Genomic DNA, 22061 nt, shown 5'->3' on the forward strand with positions numbered 1-22061 from the left:
GCAATGAAACAGATTAAAAATATTTTATTGGTAAGCCTGTCGGGAGTACTTTTGTCTACTTCTACAGGTTGTACTAACAGCTATGAGGAGTATAACCAGGATCCTTATGCTGTTACTAAGGAAGAGATGCAGCGTGATGCTTATAGCTTGAGCTCCGCTCTCATTAATCTCGAAAGTTGGGTGATTCCTACTGATGTGAATGCCAATCAGTTCACGGAGTGTCTTTGTGGAGGTTCCTACGGAGGCTATATCTCTGACTCCAATCCAGGATTCTCAGGCAAGAACTTTGCTCAGTACAGTCCAGAGAATGGTTGGGATCGTGTTCTCTTCAATGATTTCGTCCCCAAGCTCTTCATCTATAGCAATGAGGTGAATAATGTAACAGAGGATGTGGTTCCTCGTTCTGTTGCCCAGATTGTAAAGGTTACTGGTATTCATCGTGTAACTGATGCTTATGGCCCTATTCCTTATTCTAAGGTAGGTGCCGACGGCAAGATTACGGCTCCTTATGATTCGCAGGAGGAGGTCTATAATCTCATGTTCGCCCAGCTTGATAGTGCGATTACAAACTTGACTGCCAATCGTACCAACGATTTCAGCCCGAAAGCCGATCGTGTATATGGTGGCAAGGTGGAGAAATGGATCAAGTTTGCCAATTCGCTGAAGCTTCGTTTGGCCATCCACATCGCCAAGGCTGCCCCAGCTAAGGCTAAGCAGATGGCGGAAGAAGCCGTAAGCCAAGCGGTGGGTGTGATGACTAGCAATGACGACAATGCAGAACTGTCAGTATCCAGTACCAATCCCTTCTATGTTGTTATGCATGAGTATAACGGAGTAGAAAATAACCACGGAGATTCTCGTGTTGGTGCTGATATCATAAGTTATATGAATGGTTATAAGGATCCTCGTCGTTCGGCGATGTTCACGCAATCAACTTTTGCGAGTGCTGTCAATGGTTTCCATGGTCTTCGTACGGGCATTAATATCCCAGGTCAGGAGATTTCCAATATGTATTCAAACTATAAAGTGGCTACTGATTCCAAGCTCCTTTGGATGAATGCGGCAGAAGTGGCATTTCTTCGTGCCGAGGGAGCTTTGCGTGGTTGGAGTATGGGTGGTAGCCCTAAGGAATTCTATGAACAAGGCATTCGTCTCTCTTTCGGACAGTGGGGGGCAAACGGTGTGGAGAACTATTTGGCAGATAATACAAGCACGCCTGCGGTCTATACCGACCCTGTTGGTCAGAACTCCTATACTGGTACCGTTTCCTCTATAACCATAGCATGGGATGATAACGCGTCCATGGATACTAACCTTGAACGTATCATCACCCAGAAGTGGTTAGCAAACTTCCCATTGGGGCAGGAGGCTTGGACCGAATACCGCCGCACGGGCTATCCTAAGTTGATGCCTGTCGTAGTGAATAATAGCGGTGGTGTCGTAAGTACGGAGCGTGGTGCTCGCCGTCTCTACTATCCACAGGAAGAACGCATCAATAACCTAACTAACTACAACGCGGCCCTCACATTGCTTGGTGGCCCAGACAACATGGCAACCGATGTGTGGCTGGCAAAGTAGATAAAGATTAAAAAGTATATAAAATGAAACATATAATTAAGAATATAGCATATTCAATGTTCTGTCTTGCTGCTGTCTTTTTCATGGCGAGCTGTGATACGGATATTGAATCTGTAGATATCAATGAACCAGGTATCGAGAAACAGAATACAGAACTCTATACCACTTACCTTGCTAACCTGAAAGGTTATAAGGCAAGAGATCATAAGGCGATATTTGCTTGGTTTGACAATAGTGCTAAGAATCCTGCTTCGCAAGGGCAGAGCATTATTGCCATTCCTGATAGTCTGGACTATCTTGTATTGTCAAGTCCTATAAACTTGAATGCTCGTGAGCTTTCTGAGATTGCCAAGATCAAGGAAGACAAGGGCACGAAGACCCTTTATGAGATTAGTTATTTCACCATTAAGAATGCTTATGACGCAGCGAAGCAGGCATTTGAAGAGAATGCAGAGAATAAGGGCAAGGCTTTCACTCCCGACTTCAATACCTATCTTGTAGATACGGTTCAGGCTCGTCTTGCCCTTTGTGAGCAGTTTGGCTATGACGGTATTGTGATGACCTTCTCTGCCAAGACCAAGATTTATATGTATGAAGAGGAAAAGAGCGAGGCCATCGCTCTTGAAAACGATTTTCTCGGTATTGCCAAGGATTGGAAAAACCGTCATGCTGATAAGATGCTCGTGCTGGCAGGCAAACCTCAGAATGTCGAGGATCAGAGTGTACTCGAACTTGCCAGTTACATTATTATTCCCTGTATGGACGCTACCAACGCAGGAGGTGTTACTTATAACATGAATAAGGCTTTGGTGGAGGGTGTTCCAACGGCTAAGCTGATTCCTCTCGTATCTCTCTATTCTTTGGATAATACTGATACGAAGACAGGCTATTGGGGAAATACTTATGCTGCTCTTGGGGCGGCGAGGTTTGTCGCTTCAGAACACTCTTCCTATAAGATGGCGGGATTAGCCTTGGATAATATCGGCAATGATTATTACCATGCTAATTTCGTTTATCCCGTTGTCCGTAAGGCAATCTCTATTGTCAATCCAACCGTTAAAAAGTAAAGTGAAATGAAGAAAGTATTTAAATATCTGCCGTTTCTGGCCGTAATGTTCCTGCTGGGAGCTTGCCAGAGCGACAAGGAAGAAAATTTCGACAACAAGGCATTTATTGATGCTCCCTCGATGTCTTCAGAAACGATCATCAAGGGTGAGGCTGGCGTCATCGCCAAGTCTCTCTCCATTGCGACATCTCGTCCGGCGGAAAAGGCAATCCATGCGAAAGCCGTTATCGACAAAGCTCTCCTGAGTACTTACAATATGGCCTATTATGCTAAGGCTCAATTGCTTCCGGATGATTGTTACGAAATGGTTAAGAGTGAAATGGTCATCGACGCGGGTAGTGTGAAAAGTACTGAAGCCTCCTTTAGCTTCAAGGCGCTTGGGGGACTTGACCGCAGCGTTGTCTATGTGCTTCCCGTAACAGTTCAGACAGCCGACATAGATCTGCTTGCCTCTGCCAAGAATTATTATTATGTATTCAAAGCTGGAGCACTCATCAATGTTGTTGCCGATATCCAGGATAACTATCTTGAGATATATCCTTGGAAGAATGCCAGCCGTGTATCCGGCATGCAGAAGATCACCATGGAGGCACTCATTTATCCCCGTGAGTTTGGACAGCTCATTTCGACCGTGATGGGTATTGAGGGAAGATTCCTCATGCGTATCGGTGATGCCGGCGTGCCGGACAACCAGATTCAGATTGCTACCTCAAACGGCAACTTTACCGATGCCAAGCTCCAGCTGCAGACCAACAGGTGGCAGCATGTGGCTCTTACCTACGATAGCGACACTCGAGAGATGAAGGTTTATGTCAATGGCCATCTGATGGCAGAGACCTCGTTCTCATGCAGTATCAGTATTCTCGGTAATGGATTTGATCGTAATTTCCTTATAGGGAAGTCTTATGAGGACGGGCGCGATTTGAATGGTTGTATTTCAGAGGCTCGTGTCTGGGATGTAGTACGCACGGCGGACGAGATTGCCAATCATATCTATACCGTCGATCCTGCAAATCCGGGACTTGTCGCTTACTGGAAGTTTGATGATCAGTCCACTTATATAGTGAAAGATTACTCTGGAAATGGCAATAATCTTACTGCCAGGCGTGCTCAGCTCACTTGGAAGAAAGTTTCATTACCTGCGGCAAATTAATTTTTGAATGCACAAAAAGAAAACAAGAAGAACTATGAACTTGAATAATATTAAGACATTGGCGTTTTCCCTGCTGGCATTTGGCTCTATGGTCTCTTGCTCAGATTCTATTGATGTTGCAGGGGTGAGCGAAGACCAATATCAGAAGGCGGGCAGCAGTCTGGCCTTCCTTACGGATAAATACGGTCTCAGCAATCAAGACTCGCTGATATTCAATGAGAAAGGGTCTACAGACTTTTATGTGAATGTTACCGATGCGCCTGCAAAAGCACAGACCTATACCATCGCTTACGATGCTACGGCACTGAATAACTATAACATGTCTCACGGCACAAGCTTTGAGCCGCTTCCGGAAAACCTCGTTAGGATAGGAGGGAATGCGACCATTGCTGTCGGCGAGACGAAGTCTTCGGCTGTAGCAGTGAGCTATACATCTGCCGACAACCTTGAGAAAAACGGTATCTACGCTATTCCCTTGAAAGTTACAGGTGCCGACGCACAGACCTCTAAAGACAAGGGAGAGTTCGTGCTTTTCGTACGCGACATCACCAAGATGCCTAACTGCCATAAGGAAAACGGGCTGCAAGTGATCAGCTGTATGGAAATCAACGATGCCAACCCGTTGTATAATTTATGCTTTACACTTGAGAACAGCGGCAAGTATTTCTTTGACCAGGTAATTCTCTTTTCTGGAAATATCAACTATAATCCAGAGACCCAGGAGGTGTATAATTATAATAACGAGAATATTACCCAGTGCCTGAAGTACAAGGAAAAATACCTTGAGCCTCTTCAGCAGAAGGGAATGAAGGTGATTCTCGGCATTCTCGGCAACCACGACCGCGCTGCTGTTACCAATCTCAATAATGAGGGGTGCAAGGCGTTCGCTGCCGAACTTAAGGCTGTTTGCGAGGCTTATGGTCTTGACGGCGTATTCTTCGACGACGAATATTCCAAACCGGGCAACTATCCGGGTTTCGTAGCTTATAATAACTTCCCTCGCCTTGCCTATGAGTGCAAGAAGCAGATGCCGGGCAAGTTGGTTGAAGCTTATGTGTATAGCGGTACGCAAACTTGTTCCCTGACAGAGAATATACAGCCTATAGATTATGGAATTCATGATTATGGAGGTACTTATGATCTGAGCGCCAACTATCCGGGCATGCCTAAAACGGGCATGATCTTGGGATCTGTCGAGTGCGCGCGTGGCTATGCGTCGTCTACGACTGTTTATCAGAATATTAAGGAAAAGGGTTATGGAGGTACGATGTTCTTCGCATTAGCCCCCAACCGAACCCCTATGGGCGCTATCAACAGAGTATCTCAGGCCTTTTTCGGCGAGAATGTTACGCAAGAGGGTATTTATGAGAAAGATTGGTAAACTGATTATCAAAAGAAGAAAATGAAAACAAGATATTTATTTTTGGCATTGGCGTCGATTGCGCTTGCATTTGGTTTTACTGCATGTAGTAGCGACGAGGATAAGCCACTCGAGCAGGCTCCTATGAAAAAAAGCACCTTGACCTTTGATACGGATACCATCAAGGTGCCCGTAGGAGAGACCGCCACCCTTACCATTAAAGATGGTGGAGGCGACTATAAGGTGATCAATGAGGATACTACGATCGTATCGGGAAAGGTAAACGGAAACGCCGTTACGGTAACCAGCAAGAAGAAAGGTATCACCGGACTCGTGATTTCAGATGCCGCAGGCAACTATAAGCGCGTGTTGGTGAAATCCATGTACTTCAAGATCGAACTGGATAAGACCGATGTTGCCGTAACTATGAAGCTTGGCCACACCTCTGGGACGGCCAAGGTAACAATAACGGGTGGAAACGGAGGCTATAAATGGGAGAGCAAAGCCCCAGAGGTAGCCAAGGTGAAGAGTATTTCTGACGATGGTGTCATCACGGTTGAAGGCCTGTCTGAAGGAGCTACTGAGATTGTCATAACGGATATGATGGGACTTACTCAGTCTATCACGGTTAAGATTTCTGTAACAGATATTCCTTTCACGGATGAAGAAAAAGCCGAAATCATGAAGTCTACAACCAAGATCATCACTTGGGATGATAAGAAGAACTGGGACGGATATGGTCCTTGCACGATCTCGGAAGTAGACGGGAAGAGGTGTGCCGGATGGAATTATTATGACTATTACTACTGTTTGGCGTATTTCACGGGCGACCTCTCCGTGGGTAAGAAGACCGATGGAAACCTCAAGCTTAAGTTCGGCTGGCAGGAACCAGAGACTACCTATGATGATGTGGACATCGAAATCCTCAAGCGCGAGGGTGGTGTTGTATGGGGTATCATGTCGAAGCTTCAGGACAACTATCTCCATACAGGATATTTTATTGTAGCGGAACGCAATTAATTTGCAAGTCAAGTTTTAACTTGAAATATTCTCAAGGGGTGGTCTCGCAGAGAGGCTGCCCCTTTTTTCGTGCCTGCTCGTTGACGGGAAACGGGTGAATGGGCTTTTCACGGATGGCATTCTGAAAGCAAGGAGGCCGCTGACAGGAAAGTTACAAGCCGTGTGTAATAGGGTTACAAACAGCGTGTAATAGGGTTACATGCTGCTTGTAACTTCCGCATACATGCCTCTCGTGATTCGGAGAGGTTGCAGTCGGGAAGATTGCTTGTGAGCAAGGCGGGTGTTGCCGTCGGCTTTCTCTTCTTCAAGGCGCATAGGGTATGGGGATGAAAAATCCTCCCCGCTGAAAGGCGGGGAGGATAATGTGAGCGGCCTTGATGGTCTTTTTGGCTTTTACAGCCAGTAGCCCTCGTTTGAGTGGGCCTTTTTCTTGTAGACGAAGTTCACATATTCCTTCAAGGCCTCATACCAGTCAAGGTTGAAAGCCTCCGCCAGATTGTTTATCACCTCATTGCTATTATCGTCAAGATCCTCCTCCGAGAGCTTGCTCAGGTCGGTGTCTCCATTTATATTCGGATCCACTTTCTCGGTATCGTCCCTATCCATGTAGATCACGAAGGGTATCTTATAGTCGATATCGAATGTGCCGCTCTGATACAGGCGGTTATCGGGCTTATAATAGGGACAGGTCTTGTCTCCGTTAATGAACTTTGACTTGTAGCCGTGGTAGAGCTTGATGTGCATGTCGAATGCCTTGCGGGTCTTTAGGAAGCGCAGCACGCCCTTGAATCCGGTAGGACTTTTTTTGCCAATAAGTCTGGCATCTTCTTTGGTGGTTTTGTTCCATGGGTCTGTGTCGCAGTATAGGTAGTCGAAGAGTTTGTCGGTTTCCTGGTCGTCTGCCTCCGTCTTTCCACCCGGCAGGGTCTTGACATCCTCCGCCATGAAGAAGTGCTGGTGAATCTTGCGCTGGTCCTCGCTCTGGAACTGGTCGGTGATTTCCTTGCCTGCCGCATTATAGTATTTGATGAAAAGCAGATAGACGGGCGCGGGCCTGCCGTCGTACCATGGCGCTTTCTGAACATAGAATTTCTTTTGCCCCTCGCTGCCGAACTCCCACTGCTTGGTGGCAGGGTTCAGCTGCCAGATAATCTTCTGCACGGTCTTGATGTGCTTGGCCTCGGTGTCGGGGTTCTGGTGAGGACCTCCGTGTTCCTGCACATCGTTCCATTGGACATGCAGGTGGCAGTCTACGAGAATAAGTTCCACCTTGGCAGGATCCTCGTGCAGTTTGTTTCCTATTTCGTTTTCCGGCTTTTTGGGGTCGTCGCTACATGCTGTAAAGCCTAATGTAAGCAGGGCTCCGCAGAGAAGCGTAAGTAGCTTTGTCTTCATTGTCTTTGTTTTCATTTCTGATAATTTTAAAGGGTTGTTTTATTCTTTTTCGTTTTGATTACTGTTGTTTCCTGAATGTTTTGAGTTGATTGTTGTTTCTTGAAAGAGGGGGTCAGAATGTCCAGTTGAGGTTGAGGCGTATGTCGCGCCCCATGTCGTGGGCGTAGTATCGTGCCCGGTTGGTGTATTCCTTGTATTCCTTGTTCAGCAGGTTGTCGGCCGCCACCATGGCAGAGAGCTTCTGCCGCCCTTTGAGGGGAAAGCTGATGCCGGCCTCGAGACCGAAGAGATGATAGGCCGGTGGCGTATAGCTGATGAGGTCGGTGGCAGGATTGAATCGGTTTTGTTTGGCCGTGAATCGGTGCTTGAGCGTAATCCAGGGCTCATGCTTGCCGGAGCCTTCAGGTTTCCAGGTAAGCTCGTTGCTCACCCGTGCCGACGGGATGTAGGGCAGATAGTTGCCGGTGGTGCGCTCGTTGGCCCAGATGAGGGCGGCGAGGCAGTGGTATTCAAGCCAGTCGGTGGGCTTTATGTGCAGGTCGGCGTCAATGCCCCGGAAGAGGGCCCGCGTCTGCTTGTAGCGGAAGGTGGGATAGGCTCCTGATATGACGACCGTGGTTTCGTGGGTAGGCTCATCGTAGATGTAGTTGTCTATCCATTGCAGAAACGCGTCGAGCGTGGCTTCAAATCGCTGCGACCTGTATCTTAGGGAGGTAATCCATTTGTAGCTGCGTTCGGAGTTCATGGTGGAGTCGCCTATGGTGAACATACCCGAACCCAGCTCGTTGCCGTTGCTGTAGAGCTCGTATACATGAGGTGCCCGCCAAGCCAAGCCGAAATTAGAGACTATGGACAGATGCCGTGTGGCCTGATAACGGCCTCCGAGACTATAAGTAAGGTTGCTGAACGAGCGTTGCCCGCCATAGAAGTTGCCGGTCCAGTCGTATCCTGCGGCCTTGGTGCGCTGTCCGTCAAACCTGATGCCAAGCTCCGATCCCCATCGGTCGTGGCTGTACTTCTGTATAGTATATATCCCAAAAGTGCTTTCCGTATAGTTTGGAATCACGGGCACCACGCCCGTACCGGCCTGACTGTGGTTTTCCGTGTAGGCAAAGTCGGCTCCCGCCTCCGTGCTCCATGCCCCGTAAGCAGTCTTCCATTTCAGGCTGTTCTGCAGGGAGCTGAGGTGCAGGCTCACGGCCGGAATGTTGGAGTGGTTCATGCGGCGGATGCGGTTCTCGGTGCGCTTGTCGTTTTGGTAGGTCAGCTGGTAGGTCATCCGTCCCCATCTGCCAAGGTTATATGCCGCCTTTGCGGTGGCCGTGTGGTGCGTGATGTGCTGATTCGGATAATCGATATGGCGGCTGAAAGGGTCGGTCTCTATGGGGCGGCCCAGTTCGATGCGCTTCTTCAGGACATCCTCACTGCCCATCTGTGCGCTCGGCATGATGCCCAGCTTCTGGTCGAACAGGCTGTAGTAGGCTTCCATGGTCAGTCGGCCGTGTCGATAGCCGGCATTCAGGGAGAAATCATGTTCCCGCATACCGGTATTATTGAGTAGATAACGGGCCGTCTTGCGGTCGCCTCCATTGCTGTGGGTGCCTTGCAGTCGCCATGCGATGTCCCTGCAGAAGGGCAGGGTGCCTTCGATGTTGCCCGAGAGGGAATAGCGCTTGCCGTTGGTTCCGTAAAGCGAGGTGAGCGAACCGCCGATGTGGTCCTGTCCGAAGGGCAGCTCCCTCTGTTCCATAACGATGATCCCCCCCAAGGCTTCGGCGCCGTATTTCACAGACTCCGCGCCTTTTACCACCTCGATGGTCGACGAGCTGTTCTGGTCTACCTCGGGCGCATGGTCGGCTCCCCACTGTTGTCCGGTGAGCCGCGCGCCTTGGTTGATGGTCAGGATGCGGTTGCCATACATGCCCTGAATCACGGGTTTGGCAATGATGGTGCCCGTCTGTATGGAACTTACTCCGCTCACATTCTCAAGCATCGAGGCCAGAGACTTGCCCAGACAGCGGTGGATGGTGGCGTTGTCGATCTGTGCGCTTACGCTGTTGGCACTTACGCCTGTGCGCCGTGCTTGCACGAGCACTTCGTTGAGATTGACAGAGTCTTTGATGATGATATTTTTCTTTTTCTCCTGCTGCCCTTCCCGGCTTTGCGCTGAAGTCGGCACAGGGACTGACAATAGTGTTGATGTCAGTGTCAGAAGCATGATGATGCAATATTTCTGTAGCTTCATGTCTCAATGAATGATGATGATGTGGCTTGCTCCAAAGGATTCCGGCCCCGGGCAGCCATAATATAATAAGGTGGAGAGGACTATTCCTCGGTCTGCGCTTTACGCCCGTGTGCGCCCCAACAGTCTCCTATAGGGATGTGTCGTGTGCGCTTCGTGGCAAAAGACCAGTGAAGATGGGGGCTGACTCAGGCTGCTGTCGGCGGGGCATGAGCGTTTATCGAATCGATATGTCGATAAGCGATTTGCGGAGAAAACGAAAGGAAGTGTATCAGCGTGACGGTTATCACGGGAACGAAGATCACGACCTTTAGAGTTGCCGACTTGTGCATGACGAAGTCGCAGATATAGCAGTCTTTTTCTACGGAAGCGTGGTGGCTCGTAGCCGCCTGTTTCGTTTCCTGATGAGAATATTCGTGTACATGGAAATTCTTCAGGGCAAGAACCGTCGTGAATGTCAGTAGTAACATCCACGCATAGAAAACATTTATGGTATTTCTTGCTCTCATCCAAATGGTTTTTCGGCGTACTCCTACGGTACCTTGCCCGTCATGGTGAGGCCGTCAACTGTTTTATTGCGGTTGCGAAGGTAAGGAGAAAAACCGAAAGAGACAGGCTGTTGTCAGTTTTGGTGTTGCTTTTTTAATGTTTTTTATGAGCACATAACGCTTATTTTCACTTCCTGCCTTGTTGGGTTCTGGTGTAATGAGCTGGGATAAAACGGCAGAAAAGACATGTCCCGGCATGATGGAATAGGCTTGCCTCGCCGTTGAAAGGGAGCTGAAAGACACCTTTTCGCAACCTCGTCGCTCATCCCGTGGAAAAAGTAAAGGGAATGTGAGCCATTCCCTTTGCCTTGCTTTGGTCGGGATGACCAGACTTGCGGATGTTAAAAACACGAGCGTAACTCATTGATAATCAATAGGACATTTTTTAAATTTACATCAAATTTCACCGACTTTTCGCCGATTACAGACATCTTGAAACTGCTTGACAATCAAACATTTGAGTGATTGCTTTGTATAAAAACAGCATTGATAATACCATTTTTTCGCTCTTTTATTTTTTGGGATACATCTTTACTATCCTGCATTTGCCGCCTTTGGGGATGGTTCATCAGGCAGTTCTTGCACGAGTCTTGCAGTTAACCGGTCTATCGTCTTCTGCTGGCTTTCTATCGTCTTCTGCTGCGTTGCAATAACAGAGTACAGTTTTTTCTTATCCATTTCGGGCTCACTTTTCTGTCCCATTACCAGCCAGTTCGCATCAACCCATTCAAAACCTTCTATGATTTTGACGATGTTATCATAACTGGGCATGTTTCTCCCGGAAACGATATTGTTGACAGTAGTCCAAGAAATGCCTAATTTCCGTGCGAAGGAACTCACGCTATGCCCTTCCTTCTCCATAATCAGAAGAATCCTTTCCGTTATATTTTCTTTGCCTTCCATATATGTATTTTTAATTTAGATATAATAAATATTGGAAAAAATCTCCCAAACATTTGTTTATTTCAAATAAAAGTTGCATATTTGCACCACGAAGTTTTTTTTTCGCTACGAAAATAATAAAAAACATTTGAAGTAACAATAAAAACATTTAAAAATTGAGATTATGGAATTTAAGGAGTATGTTAATTCTTTGCCAAATCAAAGGACTGATGTCATTTCACAGCTGTCCATCCTCTGCAGGGTGTCAAGCACGACCGTCTACAGATGGCTGCATGGAGACTTTATCCCAGACGCACTCAAGCGCAAGGTCATTGCTGATTATCTTCAGATGCCCGAAAAGGAGTTGTGGCCAAATGTATGACGAATGCAGGAACTGCCAGTTCCACAGAAATTGTATCAACGGATTGTACTGCATGATGTTGAAAGAATATGTGCAGTACTCCCGGATTAAGAAATGTGAAACCAAAAAAGAAAACCAATGAAAGTAAAAGACTTTGAAAAAGCGATAGATGCACTCAGTACCGACATCGTCATTGATGAGATGAAGCTGAGACATTCAGATGTCAGGCAGGTCAATGCCCACACGACCAACTTGTTGATAGTTTGGGACGGAAACGGTCGAGCTTTCTCCGCAAAAAAGGGAAGCGAGCATGAAATATACCTCACAGAAGGAGAGGACGGAAAGATCATTGGAATGTCCGGCGTACCTATAGAAAGAGATAAAAGTTTTGACCTTAAATTTGAATGACTATGGCCAGCATCAGAAAGGTAAGAAAAGCCTTTAAGCGCAAGAACGGTATCAAGGAGTTTAGTGTCCGGTTCAAGTTCAAAAATGGAGTAACACGCTTCACACCAACGATGAGGAAAAATCTCAGACGGAATGTAACAGAATTATTCAGAACTAATTTTGCAGCGTGGAATGTACATAGATAAAGACAGTTGGGGGAAGTTCTCCATCAATGATTTAAGCGAAAAGGATCTTCGTCTGTTTTACGAAGCCCTGAAAATATATGCCCAGCAAAATCTGGGGCGCATACATCCTGAGGATAATGTTAGACTTTTCTCATTTGACAGAGAATTTAACGGCATAATGTATGAAGAACGGCGCTCATAACAACAAGAAATGGACCGTAGAGGATGCAGAGTTCGTCAGGCAGCATCTTGGCAAGGTCTCGCTTGAGGATATGGCTACATATTTGGAGCGTAGCCCGATGTCCGTTAGGCTCTATATACTGCGAAATCGCCTGACAGTCGGTCGCACGGTGAAGCGCAACCTGTTGCTTAAAATGCTCGAGATAAAATTCAGACATCCTGAGGATTTCAGTCCGACACGAGCTTTTTACAAAGACACGGGCATCGGACAGCGTCGGTATTGGGATCTTTACTTCGGCAGGAAGGCAATCACCTGGAAGGAGTATGCTGCCGTAGCAGAATATCTTGGAGTAACAATGCAGGAGGCGTTTGAGGCACGCCAGCTGGATCTATTTGAAGAAGAGAATAAAACAATATGATTGACAAACTTTTTATAGAAAAGACAAAGTCGGCCCTGGACATCGTGAATGTGGTGGAGAACTTTACACGCCTGCATAAAGCCGGAGTGAACTACAAGGGGGTCTGCCCTTTTCACGATGATCATACCCCGTCGATGGTGGTCAGTCCGTCGAGACAGACCTACCACTGCTTTGTCTGTGGCGCGAGCGGAGATGTCATTGCGTTCGTCCAGCATTACCTTAACATGACCTTCGTGGAAGCCCTGCGATGGTGCGCCACTCAAGCAGGATTGGAATTTCCCACCAAGGAAATGACACCGGAGGAGGAAGAACGGTATAAACAGAAGGAAGCACAACTCATTGCCATCGATGCCGCTGCCAAGTTCTTTCAGAAGAGCCTGCCACAAGCGGAGTCTTTCCTTGCCTCCCGAGGATACAGCCTGTCTGACAAGACTCTCACAGATTTTGGCGTGGGCTATGCCCCGGTGGGCAATGTGGCCATATCCGAACTCACGAAAGCAGGCTATTCGCTGGATCGTCTGCAAGAAGTGGATGTCGTGGGCAATAACGAAGGCCGGGCTTATGACAGGTTCCGAGACCGCCTAATGTTCCCGTTCTACGATATGCAGGGACATGTCATAGGTTTCTCTGGGCGCATCCTCACCCCGAGAGAGGGCGTTGGAAAATATGTGAATACAGGCGAGACTCCACTGTTCACGAAGGGTAAGCACATCTTCGGACTCTACCAGGCACGGAAGGCTATCGACAAGCAGGGATTTGCCTATTTGGTCGAGGGGCAGTTTGATGTGATGTCGCTGTACAAGATGGGGGTGGAGAATGTCATCGGTGGCAGTGGAACGGCATTCACGGATGACCAAGTGAAGCTGCTGCTGCGCTTCACGGACTATGTAGTCATGGTATATGATGCAGATGCTGCCGGTGTTAAGGCCTCACTGAAAAACTGCGAGCTTCTGTTGAAAGCCGGGGCAAAGGTAAAGTGCATCCGATTGCCGAAAGGAACTGACCCTGATGAGTTTGCAAAAAATAATGGTAGTCTGACAAAGGATAAACTGAAAGAACTGACAGAACCGTTCCCGAAAGCCTTAAAGAGAATGCTGCTTCCGCACGGCTGCAAGGACGAGACTACCATCAGCGATGGACTGAACACAATTTGCTCACTCGTTGCATGCATCGACGACGCAGGACTGCGTCTGGAGTATATCAAATCTGTGGCTGCCGACTTCAAGAGTAAAATAGGTATCATCGATGATAAGGTGCGTAGCGTCCGCTTGAAGATAAAGGAGGCTTTGCCGAAAGCGAAGACACAGGCAGGATTATTCGGCATTGATGCATTGAAGGAAAATTTGGAGAGCGACCGCCCTGGCATACTGACCTCAGTCATGCAGGAGTTCCTCGATGGGTATGGCGAGGACCCAATCGTATATGTAGCTGGCCGCCCATCGAACAATGATATTCAGGAGTTGCGCCGGGTCTATTGCTATTTTGTTTCTTCAGAAACGGGATGTGGTATTACTGACGATGGGGAAGAGAACGACTACTTGTATACATTAGCAGAAATGTTCCGTTCGGGCATCAATATACGGATGACCTACAACGACTCAACGGGTTCTTTTGTGGATTATTACATAGCGCTGCACGGAAGATTTTTGGAAAACTATTCAGGCGACCGTGTTCCTCTTATCTCAAGATGTATTGAGCTGACCTCTTATGCTGAGGATACTGTCGTAACGGTCAACCGTAACCACTACTGCTCGGTATTGAAACTGAACAAGGGACAGTTCGACGAAATCCGCAAGCCGTTCGTGCAGAAACGGAAGTCCGCCATGAAGGTAAGTATGCAGACCGACAACCTCGATGACGAGGAATTCGATGTAAACGAGCCGCCCGATTATGTACAAGAGAATGACGAGTACCGCCGCATGTGGAAGGAGTGTGGCTATTATCCTCGGCTCAACAAGAAGAGCGAACCAGTCTGCTACATGTTCCGCAACAAAAATGGAAACGGCATGACACAGATCGCCGACTTCTTTATGACACCGCTGCTGCACATATTCTCTGATGACTTCGAACAGAATAAGCGCGTACTACGCATCAACCGCCGTTATTATGACACGCCCATTTATATAGAGATCCCTTCAAAGGCACTGCTGAAGATGTCATCGATAGAAGAAGTGCTCATCAATTACGAGGCGGTGAATTTCAACGGCGAGGAATGGCAGTGGAAAGCCATCAAGACCTATATGAGCCGCCACTTTGTGATGTGCTCTGAGATTAAGACATACGGCAACCAGCAGAGTGAAGGAATGAGCCGCAAGGGCGATGAACAGTTCTTTGCGTTTGCAAACGGAATCTTCCATAGCGTGGACGGTCAATGGCGTTTTGAGCCGGTCAATGAACTGGGCGTCGTTACCCATAACAGGGACAACTACTATCTGCCTGCCTTTTCGACGATTTACGCCGGCAGCGGCAAGCAATCCGACAAATACGAACTCATCAGTCAACTCGTCTACAAGGAAGTCCCGGCTGAGAAAAGGGTAACCTTTGAGAAATGGGCTGGGCTGATGAACCAGGTCTATAAAATCAACGACAACGGTAAGTGGGCAATCATCTTCGCCATCATGTGCGCCTTCCGAAGCAATATCCACTGCATCGACCGATTGTTCACGGCTCCGTTTTTTATGGGCCCCATGTCCTCGGGTAAGACACAGATAGCGATTTCCATTCGCTCCCTATTCATTTCCCCAAATATTCCCATCTTCAACCTCAACACGGGTACCGACGCTGCGATGGCCACCATCATGGGAATGTTCAAGGATGTGCCTGTTGTACTCGATGAATACAACAACAAGGATATCAGCGATAATAAGTTTCAGGCTTTGAAGGGCATTGTTTACGACGGCGACGGCAAGCAAAAACGAAAGGGTACATCAGGACGGGAAATCGAGAATGACAAAGTCTTTGCCCCTGTCATTATCTGTGGACAGGAAACGCCCCAACGAGATGACAACGCTTTGATGAGCCGTGTGATCGTTTGCGAGGTACCAAAGCCCCGAAATCGTACTCAGGAGGAAGTGCGCATCTTTGAAGAACTCAAGACCATCGAGGATCCGAACAAGGTCGGACTGTCGAATGTACTGCTGCATATCCTGGAACTACGCCCCATATTCATGGACCATTTCCGGCAACTCAAGCAAGAAGCATACAACGAGCTCAAACAAGATGTTATCAATTCCGGCGAGATGGACCGTTTGATGAAGACGGCCTCCCTCTTTCTTGGTACGGTAAAATTAATAGAGCGATACTCTAACCTGCGCCTCCCATTCACATACGAAGAGTTTTTCAAGATAGCTCAGGAAAAGATAAGATTCCAACTCTCACTCATCCGTAGCACGGATAAACTGGCCATGTTCTTCACGGCTGTTAATAACATGATCGACACTAAGCAGATTATTGAAGGCAGGGAATTTCTTATTGAGCAGCCCAAGAAGGTTACAGGCAAGGATTCTCGAGGCGATTCACATACCTTCACCTTCGAACCTGATACGAATGTCATGTTCCTGCGTCTGAGTGCCGTATTTAGTATATTCGACCGTAGCGGCTACAACAGCGAGGGCAGCACGCTCTCCACCTTGGAGCAGAACCTGCGAAGCCACCCATCCTATATCGGAACCGTACCTTCCCGTCGCTTCACGTGGGAGGAGACCATCGAGGTTCCGAGAAACGACGACCAGGAGACAATGGTCAAGATCCGCAAGCCGAGGAGTACATCAACCAGCGCAATCATCATCGACTACGATAAGTTCAAGGAATTGTACAATATTGACTTCCGTAGAACATATATCGAGGAGCCGGCACCAGCGGAAGAACCAGAGACACCACCAGTAACTGCCAGCATGACCATAAGCCAAGACCTCCCATTTGCTCCTATGGAGGATAGTAATGAACCATTTTAATTAAGGAATTATGGATTTAAGAAAATATAGAATTTGTAAAGCTGCACCTTCCGAATGTAGTAGCCCATGTGATTTATGCGAGTTAGTCGATTGCATTGGTATTGACGAGTGTGAAGAATATTATGGATCCCGCACATATTTCAAATTAGGGACACCAATACTTGACGCTTGTTGCGGCGGAAAGATGTTCTACTTCAACAAAGAGGATGAACGGGTGTTATTTCAGGACATAAGAAAGGTTGAACCAACGCTATGTGATGGCCGGCATTTTGAAGTCAGGCCGGACATTCAAGCGGATTTTACCAATATGCCCTATCCAGACGAAAGTTTCGCCATGGTAGTGTTCGATCCGCCACATTTGCTTCGCAATGTCAGCAAATCAACATTTGCAGACATATATGGAAGCCTTAATCCCAAGGCATCCCCATTAGGTTACCAGATGATAAAGTATGGTTCCCTCGGCAATGCGGACTGGCGTGAGATGTTGAGGAAAGGGTTTTCAGAGTGTTTTCGCGTGCTGAAGCAGGGGGGCTTCTTGATATTCAAATGGAATGAAACGAACATAAAGGTATCGGAAATACTGAAACTTACATCGGAAAAACCAATCTTCGGACATATCTCCGGCAAGCGAGCCAATACCCACTGGATATGCTTCATGAAAGACATCTACGAGGACGACCTCGTGCTATGGGAATAGGCATATTATATATTGTTGCACCTGCGGGGGGCTGTCATCAATTAGGGTGGCAGCCCCCTAACATTTGTCAGATACGGAAGTAGGCCTTAATTTTAAAATTTTTGACAGCAAAATCGCACATCTTCCCCCGCACCCCCAAAAATTGTAAAAAAGCAAGGAATACACGACTTTTGAAAATAATTTTCAGAAAAAGAGCGTCCTACAATCCTACAATCCTACAAATTAATTTTCATTTTTAAACCATATATTCTGTAACTATCTATATATCAAATATTTATATTAATACATTAAAGTAAGTGGGTTTATAGGAAATGTTGTAGGTTTGTAGGACGATGTAGGAAATGGCTTTTTTTGTAGGAAATGACTTTTATAGAGTTCCATCCTACAAATTGGATCGTTTTTGGATATTGTAGGAGATTGTAGGTTCGACTTTTTGAGTGAAATAGAATAAAATATGTTTGATATGTTTTGTGTAATTTGCTGATTGTTAGTATATTTGCAAAAAAGTATATTTTATTTGTAGGATTGTAGGACGGTAGGAAGCAAAAATCTTAAAAAGCTATGGACAAGAAAAAAAGAGCCCTTAAAAAAATTGCTACCATCAGGATAGAACCCTATCTTGCGGAGTATGTCATTGGAAAATACGGCGTAGAAGAGAAAAACGGCGCAATAAAAATACCTTATAATTCCGACCTTTATCATTGTGTGTGGGAGAATATGTCGAACCAGCGTTCTAATCAGACGGAGCCGCTGGATGGCAATCTGCGCATACTGTTGCCGTGTCGTAAGACTGGAAATGGTGTACCATGGAAGGATCCCGCTTACTATAACTATCTCTCAGCGGCAGCCTCCAAGGAGATAGAAAGCCAGATCCGGCGGATGTTCAATTTCGAGTTACATCGTGTGTTATTGGAAAACGAGGAGTTCGGCCGGAAGCGTAGGAACTTGGATGTCATCTATGATTTCATCCGTGCCTACCAGCTTGAGTCCATTTCGTCTGATGCGCTGCTGAAAAACTACTACCGTTTTCGCAACCGTCTGCGTCCTAAAAAAATCCGCAAATACCAGAAAACTTCACGCAATTAACATCATTTAATACATACCGAACAGGCCTTTTTGTCATTTTAAGTTATAAGTTATGATAGAGTTCTCCAATCTTATCCAGGTTATGCCGACTATTCCGAACAAATCCAATCCGGATAAAGTCTATGAATTCGTAGCGAACCCCTTCTCGTACATTCCGCAGCTCACTGATAACGAAGCAGGAAACTGTTGGAACTGCGACAAAACAATCGTGATAGACTTGCCAGACATCGAAACGCTCCGATTCTTCTCCATCGAGCGCAATGCCATCGTGACGGTCAAGACATCCGACAGGAGGTGCTATAAGATCGGGACAGCAGACATTCCTGCCCGGGTACAGATTTCTTCAAATCTGACCTCCGCCAACCTCGTTATCAAATGTAAAATGCTTGTAGACCCGCTTTTATAGGTCTTTTGCCTACACCTTATTATATAGTACATTCGCATCAAAAAGAATTTTGATGAACGAATTACAAATCCTTCTTGTTTCGGGAAAGCCGTTGTTTATCACCATCGACGGCTTTCGCCAAGCCATGCTTGCGGCTTTTCCTTTGAATGGAAAGATCGTAGAAGATAATTCTGGTACAAAGGCAGCCTTCGGCTTTTCACAGGCCGAAGTGGCTGCTTATCTGAAAAACCACACTTGGTATCAGTTTGAGACACATGTTGCCCTGGAGGAACTCAAGAAGGTGTTGGCGCAGGATAACGATACACCTATCGTAACGCTTACCGACGAGTTCGACGATGAGCAGCTTCCAGACAATTCCATTGCCTATCATCGTGTATGGGGTACGGTCATGGCAGACAGCTATTGGTACTTCTCGTCCAAACAGCTCGCCACCGACCTTCAGGCGGCCGAAACCAATCCTCAGATTTCCTGCCATTTTCTGCATATCAACTCTCCTGGAGGTGAAGCATGGTATCTTGACCGTCTGAGCGAGACGCTGCGTGCCTGTCAGAAACCAATTCTCACCTTCTATGAGCAGATGTGCTGCTCGGCCGGCTATTATATCGGTTGTCATGGTAACCGTATCTATGCGCTTACCGACAACGACTATGTCGGCTGCATCGGAACGATGTGCAGTTTTTACGACTTTGAACCTTACTTTGAGAAGCTCGGCATCAAACGCGTAGAAGCTAAGGCTACCAATTCCGATTTGAAAAACAAGACCTTCGACGACTTGCGTCACGGTAAGGACGAAAAGTTTGTGCATGATATTCTCGATCCGCTCAATGTTCAGTTCCTTGCCGAGGTGCGTTCTCAGCGCAGCCAACTCGCAGAACTCCCCGATGATGCGCCGGTACTGCGTGGCGAAACTTTCTATACCCCACAGGCAGTGGAACTCGGACTTACCGACGGGAGCCGCACGATGCCGGAAGCCGTTGCCGAAGCCGTCACCATGGGGCGTGAGTACGCTGATGCCAACAAACTGAAGACTGCCATATATAATATTGTTTAATGCTTTAATTTTTAGTTGTTTATGAATTTCAAAGAGAAACTTACCTCCGTTCTCGAATTCCTGCACCTCAAGCAGAAGTTCGATGAAAAAAGTCTTTCCAAGGAAGAGTTCAACGCTGTCGTGGCCGAATACCAGAAGAAGTACCAGGTTACGCTCAACGATGACCTCGCCGCGGAGCAAGCTGCACAGCAGACCGCACAGCAGGCTGCTGAGTTCCAGACCACGCTCAACACCATCCAGTCGGTTCTCAACGGCATAGAGGCAACGGCTGCCATAGAGGGTGACGAGGGCGCACAGCAAAACCCGCCACAGAGCAATGCCACGCTCGAGGGCATTCTTGAAAGCATCAAGGGGATGCGCGCCGACTTCAAGGCAATGGCCGAGAAACCTGCACCTGATGTCCCGTCGCAGACCCTCAATGCTTCTCCTCTCAACATCAACGGATTTGGCAATACGCCCGAATACCTTTTTGGCGTAGAACATCCTCTGTTCTCTATGAAGAACCGCTGGAATCAAATTGCAGCCAATCCTCGTGCGGCAGCTGCCATGCCGGAAGTCGACGAACAGGTAGATGGCGTAGCCTTTTACAAGGCAGTCTGCAACTTTGCCAAGTCGCTCAAGAACCGCTATCAGTATCTCCAACAGAACAAGATGCTTGATGCTCCGGCACTTGCCAAAGGCACCTATGCCACCAACTACGATGGCGTGGACAATGCCGGAGTCGGCGATCAGTTCGTCGTGCTGCGTCAGGATGCGCTCATCGCCCGTGTGCTTCAGGTGCGCGACATGACCCAGTTCTTCCCTGTCGCTTATGGCTATCAGGATCGTGGTCTCGTCTTCAACGCATTCTTCGACGAGGTTTCACAGGCTTATCAGGCCGGTGAGGTCTTCAAGGGCGGAATGAAGATAGAAAACCACATGGGTTATGTGGACGATGCGATGATCAAGATGGAATGGGGACCGATGAAAGAACTCGAGCGCAAGTACATCGGCTATCTCAACAAGGAAGGCTCCGACCCCATCAAGTGGACGATGATTGAGTACCAGCTGCTCAACACGCTCACTACGGCTCAGGTAGAGCAGAACAAACGCCGTATGCGTGGCATCTATGTGAAGCCCGAGAAAGGGGTTGCCGGTTCTTACCGAAATGCAGGTACAGGTATCCTTTATACTTTGCTTCGCTATGTCCATCAGTACGACATCAAGCCTCACACTGGCGACGAATATCGAAGCTACACACAGGCTACTTTTCTTCCTGCCGTGCAGGAGTTCATTGCCGATGTACGCAGCTCTGTTACTGAGGACATGGACATCGACCAGCACTGTGTCTATCTCAACAAGAACCACCAGTCGTGGTGGATCAAGAATGTCCGCACCACATACGGTAAGGACACGGACTTCAGCGGCCCGATGGGTGCGCTCAATGTCGTTCCCGACAGCACGGTCCGCATCATCTGGCTGCCTTACCTCGGACAGCTGCCGTTCATGATGCTGCATCAGCCGGGCAACATCCAGTTCCTGGAATTCGTGCCGGGCGAGATGCTCTCCATGAAGATGCAGGAACAGATGGAGCAGGTGCGTGCGTGGAGTACTTGGAAAGAAGGTTGCTCTGCCTCGTTCACGGGCCGTCGTTTCGACACCAAGAAAGCGATGGACGACAATGCCTGGGAGTGGCAGCAGATCTTCATCAACCTCTTCGCCGGCACCATCACCGATAAGGTAGACGCTGCCAACGGCTTCTGGCAGGTGACGGGAGCAACCACCACCGCCGACACCTACACCGACATCACCGGTGCGAAGGCTGGCGTGGCTTACTGCATCGAGGCTGGTGTGGCCGACCATCTGCCGAAGATTGCCAAGTCGGGCAAGTTCGCCAATCTCTCCGCCGCGTTCACCGCTACGGCTGTGGGTGACTACATCATGGTGATCCTCGGAGCTGACGGCAACTTCCGCGAGCTGGAGCGTTGTGTAGGTGGTAAGCGCACTATCAACAAGGAACTTCAGCCCAATGTTCCGGGTGGCCGCTAAGACAAAGAGTTGATTTGTTTATTAAATTTATTGTGTAACCGTAGGGAGCCGTTCCGGCGGCTCC

General features: G+C 47.8%; 18 protein-coding genes. 14 read left to right on the plus strand and 4 right to left on the minus strand.

Annotated features, from left to right (window positions below):
- Positions 1-3: 3 nt before the first annotated feature.
- From C7120_RS13030 to C7120_RS13050, 5 genes are read left to right on the plus strand one after another with little or no spacing between them, the layout of a single operon-like run.
- The gene (locus tag C7120_RS13030; protein ID WP_107622218.1) at positions 4-1578 is read left to right on the plus strand and encodes a RagB/SusD family nutrient uptake outer membrane protein; all 1575 of its coding nucleotides are present in this window, start codon (positions 4-6) and stop codon (positions 1576-1578) included.
- 23 nt (positions 1579-1601) lie between these two features.
- Positions 1602-2645: a glycoside hydrolase family 18 gene (locus C7120_RS13035; protein WP_107622074.1), complete on the plus strand. Its 1044-nt coding sequence runs from the start codon at positions 1602-1604 to the stop codon at positions 2643-2645.
- 6 nt (positions 2646-2651) lie between these two features.
- Positions 2652-3797 carry a DUF1735 and LamG domain-containing protein gene (locus C7120_RS13040; protein ID WP_107622075.1) on the plus strand — a complete coding sequence of 382 codons (1146 nt, stop codon included), beginning with the start codon at positions 2652-2654 and terminating at the stop codon, positions 3795-3797.
- 34 nt (positions 3798-3831) lie between these two features.
- On the plus strand, positions 3832-5178 hold the full coding sequence (locus tag C7120_RS13045) for a BT_3987 domain-containing protein (protein ID WP_107622076.1): 1347 nt from the start codon (positions 3832-3834) through the stop codon (positions 5176-5178).
- Between the two features lie 21 nt (positions 5179-5199).
- Positions 5200-6177: a hypothetical protein gene (locus C7120_RS13050; RefSeq protein WP_107622077.1), complete on the plus strand. Its 978-nt coding sequence runs from the start codon at positions 5200-5202 to the stop codon at positions 6175-6177.
- 393 nt (positions 6178-6570) lie between these two features.
- On the opposite strand, the gene C7120_RS13055 is transcribed toward C7120_RS13050, so the two are convergent.
- From C7120_RS13055 to C7120_RS13070, 4 genes are all read right to left on the minus strand, one after another.
- Positions 6571-7572 (minus strand): hypothetical protein, encoded by a 1002-nt coding sequence (locus tag C7120_RS13055; protein WP_233247124.1) that lies wholly within the window; start codon positions 7570-7572, stop codon positions 6571-6573.
- Between the two features lie 112 nt (positions 7573-7684).
- Positions 7685-9817, minus strand: coding sequence for a TonB-dependent receptor (locus C7120_RS13060; protein ID WP_233247125.1), 2133 nt, complete (start codon positions 9815-9817; stop codon positions 7685-7687).
- 185 nt (positions 9818-10002) lie between these two features.
- A complete protein-coding gene (locus tag C7120_RS13065; protein WP_146154277.1) occupies positions 10003-10323 on the minus strand; it encodes a hypothetical protein in 321 nt (106 codons plus the stop codon).
- Between the two features lie 573 nt (positions 10324-10896).
- On the minus strand, positions 10897-11265 hold the full coding sequence (locus C7120_RS13070) for a helix-turn-helix transcriptional regulator (RefSeq protein WP_233247126.1): 369 nt from the start codon (positions 11263-11265) through the stop codon (positions 10897-10899).
- 163 nt (positions 11266-11428) lie between these two features.
- Here C7120_RS13070 and C7120_RS13075 point away from each other — a divergent pair, with 163 nt between their 5' ends.
- The 9 genes from C7120_RS13075 (at position 11429) to C7120_RS13125 (ending at position 21997) form a co-directional block, all read left to right on the plus strand.
- Complete coding sequence (locus C7120_RS13075; RefSeq protein WP_107622080.1) at positions 11429-11626, plus strand: helix-turn-helix transcriptional regulator; 198 nt, start codon at positions 11429-11431, stop codon at positions 11624-11626.
- A gap of 117 nt (positions 11627-11743) precedes the next feature.
- A complete protein-coding gene (locus C7120_RS13080) occupies positions 11744-12013 on the plus strand; it encodes a 3-mercaptopyruvate sulfurtransferase (RefSeq protein WP_107622081.1) in 270 nt (89 codons plus the stop codon).
- A gap of 346 nt (positions 12014-12359) precedes the next feature.
- Positions 12360-12776 (plus strand): XRE family transcriptional regulator, encoded by a 417-nt coding sequence (locus C7120_RS13095; RefSeq protein WP_107622084.1) that lies wholly within the window; start codon positions 12360-12362, stop codon positions 12774-12776.
- Positions 12773-16729, plus strand: a complete 3957-nt coding sequence (dnaG, locus tag C7120_RS13100; RefSeq protein WP_107622085.1) for a DNA primase — start codon at positions 12773-12775, stop codon at positions 16727-16729. The genes C7120_RS13095 and dnaG overlap by 4 nt, the downstream gene beginning before the upstream one ends.
- A gap of 184 nt (positions 16730-16913) precedes the next feature.
- Positions 16914-17426, plus strand: a complete 513-nt coding sequence (locus tag C7120_RS13105) for an SAM-dependent methyltransferase (RefSeq protein WP_107622086.1) — start codon at positions 16914-16916, stop codon at positions 17424-17426.
- Between the two features lie 561 nt (positions 17427-17987).
- Positions 17988-18512 carry a hypothetical protein gene (locus C7120_RS13110; protein ID WP_107622087.1) on the plus strand — a complete coding sequence of 175 codons (525 nt, stop codon included), beginning with the start codon at positions 17988-17990 and terminating at the stop codon, positions 18510-18512.
- 52 nt (positions 18513-18564) lie between these two features.
- Positions 18565-18918: a pseudouridylate synthase gene (locus C7120_RS13115; RefSeq protein ID WP_107622088.1), complete on the plus strand. Its 354-nt coding sequence runs from the start codon at positions 18565-18567 to the stop codon at positions 18916-18918.
- Between the two features lie 52 nt (positions 18919-18970).
- On the plus strand, positions 18971-19969 hold the full coding sequence (locus C7120_RS13120; RefSeq protein ID WP_107622089.1) for a S49 family peptidase: 999 nt from the start codon (positions 18971-18973) through the stop codon (positions 19967-19969).
- Positions 19970-19990: 21 nt separating this feature from the next.
- Positions 19991-21997, plus strand: coding sequence for a hypothetical protein (locus tag C7120_RS13125; protein WP_107622090.1), 2007 nt, complete (start codon positions 19991-19993; stop codon positions 21995-21997).
- The last annotated feature ends 64 nt before the right edge of the window (positions 21998-22061 follow it).

Origin of the sequence: Prevotella sp. oral taxon 376 (genome assembly GCF_003043945.1) — a bacterium.
Taxonomy (GTDB): domain Bacteria; phylum Bacteroidota; class Bacteroidia; order Bacteroidales; family Bacteroidaceae; genus Prevotella.

Coding starts and splice junctions, on each gene's coding strand:
- C7120_RS13030 (WP_107622218.1), top strand. CDS start 4: ATGAAACAGATTAAAAATATTTTATTGGTAAGCCTGTCGGGAGTACTT.
- C7120_RS13035 (WP_107622074.1), top strand. CDS start 1,602: ATGAAACATATAATTAAGAATATAGCATATTCAATGTTCTGTCTTGCT.
- C7120_RS13040 (WP_107622075.1), top strand. CDS start 2,652: ATGAAGAAAGTATTTAAATATCTGCCGTTTCTGGCCGTAATGTTCCTG.
- C7120_RS13045 (WP_107622076.1), top strand. CDS start 3,832: ATGAACTTGAATAATATTAAGACATTGGCGTTTTCCCTGCTGGCATTT.
- C7120_RS13050 (WP_107622077.1), top strand. CDS start 5,200: ATGAAAACAAGATATTTATTTTTGGCATTGGCGTCGATTGCGCTTGCA.
- C7120_RS13055 (WP_233247124.1), bottom strand. CDS start 7,572: ATGAAGACAAAGCTACTTACGCTTCTCTGCGGAGCCCTGCTTACATTA.
- C7120_RS13060 (WP_233247125.1), bottom strand. CDS start 9,817: ATGAAGCTACAGAAATATTGCATCATCATGCTTCTGACACTGACATCA.
- C7120_RS13065 (WP_146154277.1), bottom strand. CDS start 10,323: ATGAGAGCAAGAAATACCATAAATGTTTTCTATGCGTGGATGTTACTA.
- C7120_RS13070 (WP_233247126.1), bottom strand. CDS start 11,265: ATGGAAGGCAAAGAAAATATAACGGAAAGGATTCTTCTGATTATGGAG.
- C7120_RS13075 (WP_107622080.1), top strand. CDS start 11,429: ATGGAATTTAAGGAGTATGTTAATTCTTTGCCAAATCAAAGGACTGAT.
- C7120_RS13080 (WP_107622081.1), top strand. CDS start 11,744: ATGAAAGTAAAAGACTTTGAAAAAGCGATAGATGCACTCAGTACCGAC.
- C7120_RS13095 (WP_107622084.1), top strand. CDS start 12,360: ATGAAGAACGGCGCTCATAACAACAAGAAATGGACCGTAGAGGATGCA.
- dnaG (WP_107622085.1), top strand. CDS start 12,773: ATGATTGACAAACTTTTTATAGAAAAGACAAAGTCGGCCCTGGACATC.
- C7120_RS13105 (WP_107622086.1), top strand. CDS start 16,914: ATGTTCTACTTCAACAAAGAGGATGAACGGGTGTTATTTCAGGACATA.
- C7120_RS13110 (WP_107622087.1), top strand. CDS start 17,988: ATGGACAAGAAAAAAAGAGCCCTTAAAAAAATTGCTACCATCAGGATA.
- C7120_RS13115 (WP_107622088.1), top strand. CDS start 18,565: ATGATAGAGTTCTCCAATCTTATCCAGGTTATGCCGACTATTCCGAAC.
- C7120_RS13120 (WP_107622089.1), top strand. CDS start 18,971: ATGAACGAATTACAAATCCTTCTTGTTTCGGGAAAGCCGTTGTTTATC.
- C7120_RS13125 (WP_107622090.1), top strand. CDS start 19,991: ATGAATTTCAAAGAGAAACTTACCTCCGTTCTCGAATTCCTGCACCTC.